Below are 10,041 nucleotides of genomic sequence, written 5' to 3'. Positions count from 1 at the left end.
AAAAAGCAACAAGCTCTAGCCGAACTTACGCGCTGCGTCGATCGCCAAACCGCTACCGATGCTGCCAAACAGATCACCTTCAACATGCTTGGCATCCGGCACCAGCGCACCAATACGCTGACGCAACAGATTCACACCGGAAGAGCCTCCAGTAAAGAACACACTGTCGATATCGGACAGACGCAAGCCAGCCTGCCGCAACAAGCCCGAGACTGTCTGTTCGACCGACTGCACCAAATGCTCGACGGCGGCATCGAAATCAGCGCGGTTCAATTCCAGCGTTTGCGCCGGACGCAGGCGCTGCAGATCCAGCGTGGCCGACTCTTGCGAGGACAGGTCGATCTTGCCGCCTTCCACCTGCAGCGCCAGCCAGTGGCCGCAGCGCTGATCCACTACGTCAAGCAGACGCGCGAAACGGTCACGGTCGACCGCCTCGCGCGCCACGTCCTGCAATTGCTGCCAGGTCTTGCGCGTGTAGAGCTGGTTGATGGTGTGCCAAGTGGCGAGGTTGAAATAATAGCTGGAGGGTACTTCAGCGTTGCCGGCCAGGCGGCCGCCCAAGCCCAGCAGCGGCATCACGCAGGACAGGCTGAAATACTTGTCGAAGTCGGTGCCGCCGATGTGCACGCCGCCGTTGGCCAGGATGTCGTCGCGCCGCTCCTGGTGCGCCGCACGCTGCGGCGAAAGGCGCACCAGCGAAAAGTCCGACGTGCCGCCGCCGATGTCGGCGATCAGCACCAGCTCTTCGCCGCTGATGCGCGACTCGTAATCGAAGGCCGCGGCGATAGGTTCGAACTGGAATTCGATATCGGTAAAGCCGACGCTGCGCGCGATGTCTTCCAGCGTATCCTGCGCCAATTGGTCGGCGGCCAGGTCGTCGTCGACGAAATGCACCGGACGCCCCATCACCACGCGCGAGAAGGATTGGCCGGCAGCGCGTTCGGCGCGCGTCTTGAGCTCGCCTATGAATTGCGCCAGCAAGCCGCGGTAAGGCAAGGCCCGGCCGCCGACTTCGGTCTGGCCGTCGATGGCGCCGGAACCGAGCAGGCTCTTCAGCGAACGCATCAGGCGGCCTTCATAACCGGACAAGTATTCATTAAGCCCGCTGCGGCCGTAGCTGAATTCATTTTCGTCGGCGTTGAAGAACACCACCGATGGCAGCGTCGCCTTGCCTTCTTCCAGCGGCAGCAGCAGGGATTCGCCCGCATCGGGACGCAGCCAGCCGACCGTGGAATTGGAGGTGCCGAAATCCACCCCGCATGCGTTCGCCATCGATTACTCCTTCATTTTTGGGCCGGCAATCATATAGAAAAGGGCCGTGCTTGTCTGCACGGCGCTGCCGCCGTGTTCAAAGCAAGCAACATGCCGCCGGGCAGCATTGCTTTACCGGCAACACCGCACGCCCCCCTCCAAATGACAATGCCGGAGCGGCACGCCTGCCGCTCCGGCATCATTGGCTTAATCGGTTATCGCCTTACCAGCGGCAATCGTGGTCCATCAGCACCTCGGCACTGCCTCTTTCCTGCAGATCGACATTGACCGGCATGTTCACCAGGAAGAAACCGATGCTGCCATCTTCCAAGCGGGCACCAGTCAGCAGCAGCGACTGCGCGGCCATGGCGGAGGCGGCAAAGGCGTCGCGCGCGGCGGCCAGCTTGAACGGATCGTCGGATTGCAGGGCATCGCCCGGCAGACGCATCACCCAATAGCGGTGCCCCTCGAATTGCCAGGGCATCCAGCGCCGCAGCGGATCGCCGCGATGGGCCGCCAGGCTCTCGGCGACATCGCGCCGCATGCAGTCGATATGGATATGCAGATGCAACTGGGAACGCGCGGCGGCTGAATTGACTTCCAGGCCGAGCTGCTCGTCAGCCAGCGGGCGTCCCAGCGCCTGCCCCACGCGGAAGCGCTGCTGCCAGGCATAGCCCCAGTAGTTCGGCGCATCTGCCTCCAGCAATTCCGGGCTTTCGATGCCGGGCAAGCGGCGCGTGGGCATCAACAGGTATTGGGCCGGACCGACGATGTCCTTGAGCACGACGAAACCGCGCTCCAGGTCCACCGCCGCGCAAGGCAGGGGGCTGCTGGTGGCGCGCATGTTGGGTACGCATTGCTCGCTGACGATTTCCCATAGCTTGTGCGGATCGGCGGCATGGGCCGATGGTCCGGCAATGGCGCCGGCCAGCAGGGAAAACAGGAAAGGCAGGAGAGTCGTCAGGCGCATGATCACAAGCGGTCAGGTTCACCCCGGAGCGGGAGATGAGCAGCTTAGCGACCAGGTGTTTCGCCCGTGTGACGGCGCCGGGATGCCGCGCAAAAACTCAGTCGTCGGTATTGCGCGTTGCCTGCACCAGGCATTTGGAGAGCTTGTCGAAATGCAGCCAGGCGGCCTGGCTCAGTTCGACCTGTTTGCGGCGCGGGTCTTCGGTGTCGGCCAGCACGATCCAGCCTTTTTCCCGCATCGACTTGAGGCGGGTGTGCAGCATCGCCGGCGAACCGAATTCGCTTTGCGCCATCAGGTCGCGCACCGACAGGCGCTGCTGCTCCTGGCCGGCACGGGCGATATACGCCAGGATCCGGTCTTCCAGCGGATCCAGCGTTGCCAATGAAGGCAATCCCCGTAGTGCATCGGCCAGTTGCAGAAAGCGCAGATAGATATCCGCAGGCCTCTTGTTTTTACCCATAGCTACGCTGTTGGCGTTGTTGTGTTTCGCGTTGTTGGTTTCGTTATGTCGCTGTTCGCAGCTGCTTTTACATCGTTACAGATTCGATAGCGGATAATACGCCTAGCCCTGCCATAGCGCAATATCCCCACTTTTCCGGCGCGCCGTGCGGGCGATTTAGCCACAACATGAGATTGCCTGCTGCAGGGCAGCATAGAAATCGGTAACATACGCGCCGTCATGGATGCCTCGCCCAATACCCAGTCGACCTTGCGCACGCACGTTGCCGCCGCGGCAGGCACCGCCATTTGTTATTTCCTTTTCTACAGCCTGAACGAATGGCTGTTCCGCCAGACCGAATTCACCGAAGGCATCGCCTGGGTCTACCTGCCCGCCGGCGTGCGGCTGATCTGCACGCTGCTGTTTGCCGAAGCCGGCTGCGTCGGCTTGCTGCTGGGCTCGCTGGCCACCACCGCCACTTACCGACTGTTCCCCCATGACCCCATCACGGCAGCAGGCTACTGCCTGATCTCGGCCTTGGCACCGTATATCGCCTACCGTTTCACCTTGTCGGGCATGGACTTGCGGCGCTCGCTGGCGAACCTGACCACCACCCGGCTGATGGCCTGTATCCTGCTGTATGCGCTGACCAATCCGCTGTTCCAGTTGCTCTGGTTCGTCATGCGCGGCGCCTCCCCGCATTTCTGGAGCGGGCTGATCGTGATGTCGATCGGCGACCTGTTCGGCTCCATCATTGTTGCCTATCTGTTCAAATTCCTGCTGTCCTTCATTCGCTTGCCGCGCGGATAATCCTGCCCCTGACCCTCTCCTGCTGCGCCGCCACTTTCCTTCCCAACAAATCTTTACGCAAACCCGGTTGATGTAATACGCACGACATAATTTCTCGTTACGCTGCGCATCGCTATAAAACTTATAGCGTTATGAATCGTATAACAATGCTTCCGAGGAGTTGCAGCATGCGTAGCTGGGATGAACCCAAGAAACGAAAAGCCCGCGTCGAGATCATTCCGATGATCGACGTGATGATGTTCCTGCTGGTGTTTTTCGTGCTCATCAGCATGAATGTGATCCCCGCGCTCGGCCTGAAGACCCAGCTCCCCAGCTCCAGCAGCGCGCAAGACCTCAAGCCCCAGGCCAAGGCCATCATCACCATCACCAAGGATGCGGTGCAGGTCGATGGCGAGAACACGCCTGTCGAAGGCCTGGTCGCCCGCCTCAAGCAAATCCCCAAGGAAGGCGAGAAGCTCAACCTGATCATCAACAGCGACCGCGGCGTGGAAGTGCAGAAGCTGGTTGACGTAATGGACCAGCTCAAACACGGCGGTTTCGATTCGATTTCGATTGCCACCCGCAAGCAGTGACCATGCGCGCGCCTTTCCTTTTCCGTTTCCGTGAATCGCTGGCAGGCCTGCCATCGCTGCTGGTGCTGCTGGCGCTGGTGCTGGCAGGCGTGCAACAAAGCACGCGCCTCGTCCGCCACGAAGACCCGACGCCGGTCCAGATCTCACTGTTTGAAGAAACGCTGCCGGCCACCCCTAAGGTTGAGACTCCGCCGCTGCCAGAACCGCTGAAAAAGATCGAACCGCCCCAGCCGCAGGCCAAGCCCGTTCCTATCTCCAAACCCACGCCGGCCCCGGTAGCCCAGGAGCGCCCCGTGACCGATGCGCCCGCGCCATTGGCGGCACTCCCCCAGCCGGCGGCCCACACCGCACCGGCGCCCGCACCTGCTCCCGCCCCGCAACCGGTGGCTGCGCAGCCGGCGCCTCCGCCTCAACCCAATACCGCCAACGCCGAATCGCAATACGTCGCCAAACTGCGCGCCCACTTGAACAGCATCAAGCGCTATCCGACCGGCCGCGAAGCCAGCCAGCTCAAGCCGCAAGGCAAGGTGCGCGTCTGGTTCGTGTTGAGGCGCGATGGCTCGGTGGTCGATCTGGGCATCGATGAATCGTCCAATTCCATGCTGCTCGACGACGCCGCCCGCAAAACGATCAATCGCGCCGCCTTCACTGCCTTCCCGGAAGGCAGCTGGAGCGGTGAACACACACACCGTTTCACCGCAGACCTGGAGTTCATTCCTGCTTCCGGATGATTCCAACGCCGCTGGGCCCGGCGGCGCCACTCTTAAAAACGCACCACTACTATTCTTCTCAGGGGAAATAATATGCACTGCAAACTCACCCGGCTATCGCTGCTGATATCCGGGATATTCATGGCAGCCGGAACGGCCGCTTATGCCCAAACCGCCACTACCACCGACGTCGGCACCGTCACCGTCCAAGGCAATAGCGGCACCGCCCAGGCGACCGGTCTGATCCAGCAGGAAGAGTCGCCCAAGGCGCGCAGCTCGGTCAACCGCGACTACATGGACAAGCAGTCGCCCACCGGCAACCCTTACCAGATGATCAACCTGCTGCCGGGCGTCAATACCTACGACAATGACGGCACCGGCCTGTTCGGCGGCAACATCCGCGTACGCGGCTTCAACAGCGACCAGCTTGGCTTCACCGTCAACGGCGCACCGGTCAACGACTCCGGCAGCTTCGCGGTCTACCCGCAGGAATACACCGACGCCGAAAACCTGTGCGACATCTTCGTCACCCAGGGCTCGACCGATACCGAAGCGCCACACGTGGGCGCCTCCGGCGGCAACATCGGCATGACCACGTGCGCGCCGGAAGACAAACAACGCGTGCGCGTCTCCACCAGCGTCGGCTCCAACAGCCTGTGGAAACGCTATGTGCGCTTCGACTCGGGCAAGCTGTTCGACGACCGTTTCAAGTTCTTCCTGTCGTATTCGAAAACCACGGCCGACAAGTTCAAGGGCGCCGGCAGCGCCGAGAAGCAGCACGTCGACTTCGGCGGCAACCTGAATCTGGGCCAGGGCAGCTTCATCAACGCCAACGTCCTGTACAACAATGCGGTCAGCACCTACTACCGTACGGTGACTAAGGCGCAGATCGCCCAGAACGGCCCCAACTACGAGTACGGCACCACCCCGCCGGTGCACCAGCCCGGCGTCAACGGCGCGATCCAGAACGATCCTGGTTATGGCCCGAACCTGGCCGCCAACATAGCCGGCAACAATTTCTACGGCTTCAACGTGAATCCGTTCAAGAACTATCTGGCCACGGTCAACAGCCACTTCCAGTTGAGCCCGACCTCCAGCATCGACGTCGATCCCTACTTCTGGTATGGCTTCGGCACCGGCCCCAGCGGGATCAAAACACTCACCGAAGGCAATACCGGCGGCCAACTGGGCGGCGGCCCTCGCGACATCAACGGCGACGGCGACACCAGGGATACCGTGTACGTCTACAGTGCCAGCCGCACCCGCACCTATCGTCCCGGCGTGACGCTGAAGTTCAACCAGCAGATCGACAACCACAAGCTGCTGTTCGGCTACTGGTATGAGCGCGCGCGCCACCAGCAAACTGCGCCTTTCAGCAGGGTCGATAACAACGGCAACGTCGCCGACTTGTGGCTGAACAATCCCGACCTGTGGCTGCGCAACCAGGATGGCAGCTTTGTGCAAAACCGCGACACGCTCACCATCAGCACCGGCAAGTCGGTTTTCATGCAGGACAGCATCAACCTGATGAACGACAAGCTCAACGTTCAGGTGGGCGCACGCTACTCCAGCATCGACCGCAATTACACCAACAACCCGAGCCTGGCCAGCGCCTCCGGCGGCCTCTACACAGTGCAGAAGTCTTACGCCGAACTGCTGCCCAGCCTGGGCATCCGCTTCCAGCTGGATCAACAGCAATCGGTGTTCTTCAACGCTGCCAAGAACTTCAAGGCGCCGGGCAACTTCTCCTACAACGGCCTGCTCTCGGGCGGCAAATACGTCAATGGCGTCTATACCGGCGGCACCGTGCGCGACGTCCCGGTGGATAAGGAAACCACCTGGAACTATGACCTGGGCTACCGCTACAACAGCGACAAGTGGACCCTGTCGGGCTCGGCGTTCTTCATCGACTACCGCAATCGCATCTCCTCCGCGTGGAACGAGGCTTTCCAGGCAAAGATCGACACCAACGTCGGCGACGCGACCTCCAAGGGCCTGGAGCTGGAGTCTGGCTATGCGTTGACCAAGAACCTGTCGATGTACGGCTCGCTGTCCTACATCAAGAGCAAGATGAAGGACAACATGCGACTCGACGCCGCCAACTCGCTGCCCACCAGCGGCAAGGAATTCCCGGATACGCCGAACTGGCTGTCCGGCTTCTCGCTGCAGTACCAGCAGGACAGCTGGTATGTGTTCGGCCAGGCCAAGTACACCGGCCGCCGCTACACCACGCTGGTCAACGATGATGCCATCGGCGGCTACACCGTGTTCAACGCCGGCGCGGGCGCCACCTTCCCGTCGACTACCTGGCTCAAGAAGCCGACGATCCGCCTGAACGTCGCCAACCTGTTCGACAAGCAGTACTTGAGCCTGAATGCGAACAGCAGCGGCAGTCTGCTCACGAACAATGCTTACGACCTTCCAGGTTCCAAGGGCTCTCCGCCGTCGTTCTACATCGGTGCCCCACGCACCTTCACCGTCACACTGACCGCGGATTTCTGATCGCGGCCAACCCCAGGGGCGGCGGCACGAAAGGGTCGCCGCCCTGAACACCTGCAAAAGAGGCAATCATGAACATGCAATTACTCCACGAACTGGCTTTCTACCTGATGTATGCCTGCGCTGCGCTGGCGATCTTCGTCATCGTCGAACGCGGGCTGTTTTTCGGCTACACCATGCGCCAGGCCACCGGCCTGGAAAAGGCGATGACCCATGCCGTGCAGCATGTGCAGGAATTGCCCTCGGAACTGACCGCCCGCCCCAGCCTGCCGCTGGCGCTGGTCACCGACATCCTGTCGGAAAAACATAACCTCCACAGCGAGAAGGACCTGGAAGATTTCAGCGAATCGGTCTACATCGCCAAGCGCGGCGAAGTGCAGCAGCGCCTGTGGATCCTCGACACCATCGTCACCGCCGCGCCGCTGCTGGGCCTGCTGGGCACCATCCTCGGCATCATCGACACCTTCAAGGCGCTGGCCGTCTCGGGCGTGTCCGATCCCGGCCAGGTGTCGCAGGGCATCGGCACCGCACTGTATGCCACGGCACTGGGCATCGGCATCGCGGTGGTCGGCATGTTCTTCTTCAACCTGTTCCAGGAACGCATCGAACGCATCAACGACCACCTGAAAGTGCTGATGCTGCGCGCCTGCGTCGGCCGTACCGCCGAACAGCAAGCCAGCGTCCAGCAAGCGCATGGAAAACTGCACATCGCCTGACCACCCGACCACGCCAGCGACCGAGAGATCCCATGCATAAACCCTTACGCCTGTTGTCCAGGCTGGCCACGGCAATCGGCCTGGCCTTGTCCTTGCAAGGCGCGGCCCACGCCGAATTCGCCATTCCCGGTTTCGAGCTGGTGCATACCGTGCCGCGCGAAACCACATTGGGCACCCCGGACCTGCGCGATGCCGCGCTGGTCTGGAAAGAAATGTTCGACGGCGCACAACGCGAGATCGACTTCGGCCAGTTCTACGTGGCCGGCCAGGATGGCGAAGCGCTGGACGACATCATCGCCCACCTCGATGCAGCCGGACGGCGTGGCGTGAAGATCCGCTTCCTGATGGAAAAGAAGGGCGAATTCGCCTCGGTGGCGGCGACCATCGAAAAGCTCAAGCGCATCCCCAACCTGGAGTTCCGCCAACTGGATTATTCGAAGATGACCGGCAACGGCATCATCCACGCCAAGTACTTCGTGGTCGATGGCGCGAGCGCTTTTGTCGGCAGCCAGAACTTCGACTGGCGTTCGTTCTCGCACATCCATGAAACCGGCCTGAAGATCACCGATACCGCCATCGCGGCACAGGTGCAGCAGATCTTCGACATCGACTGGCAAGCGCAAGCCGCGATCGCGGCCGGCCAGGCGCCGGCAATACAAAACCATGCCACCGTGATGGCCGACGAGGGCCGCGGCAACTATCTGGTGGCCAGCCCCAACGCCTTCAATCCTCCCGGCGTGGGCGACTCGGAAAGCGAACTGGTGCGGCTGGTTGCCGGCGCCAAACAGGAAGTGCGCGTGCAGTTGCTCGACTACGCGCCGCTCTCCTACGGCCCCAACCACACCCGCCCCTACTACGCGGTGATCGACAATGCCATCCGCGCCGCAGCCGCGCGCGGGGTCAAGGTCAAGCTGATGGTGTCGAACTGGAATACCGAACAGCCGGCGATCCGCTACCTGCAGAGCCTGGCCGTGCTGCCCAACGTGGAAATCCGCATCGTCACGCTGCCGCGCGCATCGACCGGCTTCATCCCGTTCGCCCGGGTGATCCACACCAAGGCCATGAGCATCGACGGGCGCGTGGCCTGGATCGGCACCAGCAACTGGGCCGGCGGCTACCTCGACAAATCGCGCAACCTGGAAGTGGTCCTGCACGACGAAAGGATGGCGCGCCGCATCGCCGAACTGCACGAGCAGACCTGGAGTTCGCCCTATGCCGAGCCGATCGACGTACTGCGGCAGTATCCGAAACCGGTCAAAGGCAAGGAATAACCAACGACAGCCGGACAAGAAGAATAAGGCAACATCGGCGGCAGGCCTGCGGGCTGCCGCTTTTTTATTTCTGGAAAGGCAAGGGCGGCACACGTCTATACATAAAATCTAATTTTAGATAATATGTATGCACCATGAAAACCGACGCCCGCAAGAAAAAAGCCTCCTCGCCGCCCCGGCCCGACCATGAGCTGCTGATGTCGCAGCTGAAACAGGTCGCCCAGGGCCTGGGCGAGACCTTCGCCCCCTTTTGCGAAGTGGTGCTGCACGACTTGCGCGATGCCGACCATTCCATTGTCGCCATCCATAACAACCTGTCCGGCCGCGAGGTCGGCGACGCCACCACCGAGCTGGGACTGGCGCGCATCGCCGACGAGTCCTATCCGCAAGTATTGACCAATTACGCCAACCATCTGCCCGACGGCCGCCAGGCCAAGAGCACGTCGGTCGGCATCAAGGATGCGGACGGCAAGTACGTCGCGGCGCTGTGCATGAACATCGACCTGACGCTGTTCGGCGCGCTGCAAGGCATGCTGCGCCAGTTCGGCGGCATCGACGGCAACGCGCGCGTGGCCGAAACGCTGGAGCCGGCCGGCGCCCAGGCGATCCGCAACAAGATCGACGCATTCGCGGCACGCTTGTCCTCCGCGCCGCGCAGCCTCAAGGCCGACGAGCGGCGCGCGCTGATGCGCGAGCTGCGCGAGTCGGGCTGTATGGAGGTGCGGCGCGCGGCCGAGGTCGTCGCGGCCCACCTTGGCGTATCGCGCGCCACCGTCTACAACGACGAGCGGGATTGAAGCCTC

Annotated in this window: 10 protein-coding genes; 7 read left to right on the top strand and 3 right to left on the bottom strand. The window is 61.9% G+C overall.

The window, feature by feature from the left end; translation table 11 throughout:
• Positions 1 to 15: 15 nt before the first annotated feature.
• The 3 genes from AKL28_RS19845 to AKL28_RS19835 all read right to left on the bottom strand — a co-directional run bounded on the left by AKL28_RS19845 (position 16) and on the right by AKL28_RS19835 (position 2,681).
• On the bottom strand, positions 16 to 1,272 hold the full coding sequence (locus tag AKL28_RS19845; RefSeq protein WP_050470008.1) for an Hsp70 family protein: 1,257 nt from the start codon (positions 1,270 to 1,272) through the stop codon (positions 16 to 18).
• A 202-nt stretch (positions 1,273 to 1,474) separates the two neighbouring features.
• Positions 1,475 to 2,221 (bottom strand): CDP-diacylglycerol diphosphatase, encoded by a 747-nt coding sequence (locus AKL28_RS19840; RefSeq protein WP_050470018.1) that lies wholly within the window; start codon positions 2,219 to 2,221, stop codon positions 1,475 to 1,477.
• 97 nt (positions 2,222 to 2,318) lie between these two features.
• Positions 2,319 to 2,681, bottom strand: coding sequence for a transcriptional regulator (locus tag AKL28_RS19835; protein WP_050470006.1), 363 nt, complete (start codon positions 2,679 to 2,681; stop codon positions 2,319 to 2,321).
• A 219-nt stretch (positions 2,682 to 2,900) separates the two neighbouring features.
• On the opposite strand from AKL28_RS19835, the gene AKL28_RS19830 reads away from it, so the two are divergent.
• The 7 genes from AKL28_RS19830 (at position 2,901) to AKL28_RS19800 (ending at position 10,035) form a co-directional block, all read left to right on the top strand.
• Complete coding sequence (locus tag AKL28_RS19830; RefSeq protein WP_050470004.1) at positions 2,901 to 3,470, top strand: MASE1 domain-containing protein; 570 nt, start codon at positions 2,901 to 2,903, stop codon at positions 3,468 to 3,470.
• 167 nt (positions 3,471 to 3,637) lie between these two features.
• Positions 3,638 to 4,042, top strand: a complete 405-nt coding sequence (locus AKL28_RS19825) for an ExbD/TolR family protein (protein WP_050470002.1) — start codon at positions 3,638 to 3,640, stop codon at positions 4,040 to 4,042.
• A 2-nt stretch (positions 4,043 to 4,044) separates the two neighbouring features.
• Complete coding sequence (locus tag AKL28_RS19820) at positions 4,045 to 4,773, top strand: TonB family protein (protein ID WP_050470001.1); 729 nt, start codon at positions 4,045 to 4,047, stop codon at positions 4,771 to 4,773.
• Positions 4,774 to 4,893: 120 nt separating this feature from the next.
• Positions 4,894 to 7,254 (top strand): TonB-dependent receptor, encoded by a 2,361-nt coding sequence (locus tag AKL28_RS19815; protein WP_231602548.1) that lies wholly within the window; start codon positions 4,894 to 4,896, stop codon positions 7,252 to 7,254.
• Positions 7,255 to 7,322: 68 nt separating this feature from the next.
• Complete coding sequence (locus AKL28_RS19810) at positions 7,323 to 7,967, top strand: MotA/TolQ/ExbB proton channel family protein (protein ID WP_050469997.1); 645 nt, start codon at positions 7,323 to 7,325, stop codon at positions 7,965 to 7,967.
• A 32-nt stretch (positions 7,968 to 7,999) separates the two neighbouring features.
• Entirely contained in the window at positions 8,000 to 9,238 is a 1,239-nt protein-coding gene (locus tag AKL28_RS19805; protein ID WP_050469995.1) for a phospholipase D-like domain-containing protein, read from the top strand.
• 134 nt (positions 9,239 to 9,372) lie between these two features.
• Complete coding sequence (locus tag AKL28_RS19800; protein ID WP_050469993.1) at positions 9,373 to 10,035, top strand: helix-turn-helix transcriptional regulator; 663 nt, start codon at positions 9,373 to 9,375, stop codon at positions 10,033 to 10,035.
• The last annotated feature ends 6 nt before the right edge of the window (positions 10,036 to 10,041 follow it).

This window comes from Herbaspirillum chlorophenolicum (genome assembly GCF_001189955.1).
In the GTDB taxonomy this organism is placed as follows: domain Bacteria; phylum Pseudomonadota; class Gammaproteobacteria; order Burkholderiales; family Burkholderiaceae_D; genus Herbaspirillum; species Herbaspirillum chlorophenolicum.
Note: the sequence above shows the minus strand (reverse complement) of the source record. Positions and strands in the feature narration are given on the sequence as shown.

Excerpts from the sequence above, each read along its gene's own strand:
- AKL28_RS19815 (WP_231602548.1), top strand. The coding sequence starts at position 4,894 with ATGGCAGCCGGAACGGCCGCTTATGCCCAAACCGCCACTACCACCGAC.
- AKL28_RS19805 (WP_050469995.1), top strand. The coding sequence starts at position 8,000 with ATGCATAAACCCTTACGCCTGTTGTCCAGGCTGGCCACGGCAATCGGC.
- AKL28_RS19800 (WP_050469993.1), top strand. The coding sequence starts at position 9,373 with ATGAAAACCGACGCCCGCAAGAAAAAAGCCTCCTCGCCGCCCCGGCCC.
- AKL28_RS19810 (WP_050469997.1), top strand. The coding sequence starts at position 7,323 with ATGAACATGCAATTACTCCACGAACTGGCTTTCTACCTGATGTATGCC.
- AKL28_RS19845 (WP_050470008.1), bottom strand. The coding sequence starts at position 1,272 with ATGGCGAACGCATGCGGGGTGGATTTCGGCACCTCCAATTCCACGGTC.
- AKL28_RS19835 (WP_050470006.1), bottom strand. The coding sequence starts at position 2,681 with ATGGGTAAAAACAAGAGGCCTGCGGATATCTATCTGCGCTTTCTGCAA.
- AKL28_RS19840 (WP_050470018.1), bottom strand. The coding sequence starts at position 2,221 with ATGCGCCTGACGACTCTCCTGCCTTTCCTGTTTTCCCTGCTGGCCGGC.
- AKL28_RS19820 (WP_050470001.1), top strand. The coding sequence starts at position 4,045 with ATGCGCGCGCCTTTCCTTTTCCGTTTCCGTGAATCGCTGGCAGGCCTG.
- AKL28_RS19830 (WP_050470004.1), top strand. The coding sequence starts at position 2,901 with ATGGATGCCTCGCCCAATACCCAGTCGACCTTGCGCACGCACGTTGCC.
- AKL28_RS19825 (WP_050470002.1), top strand. The coding sequence starts at position 3,638 with ATGCGTAGCTGGGATGAACCCAAGAAACGAAAAGCCCGCGTCGAGATC.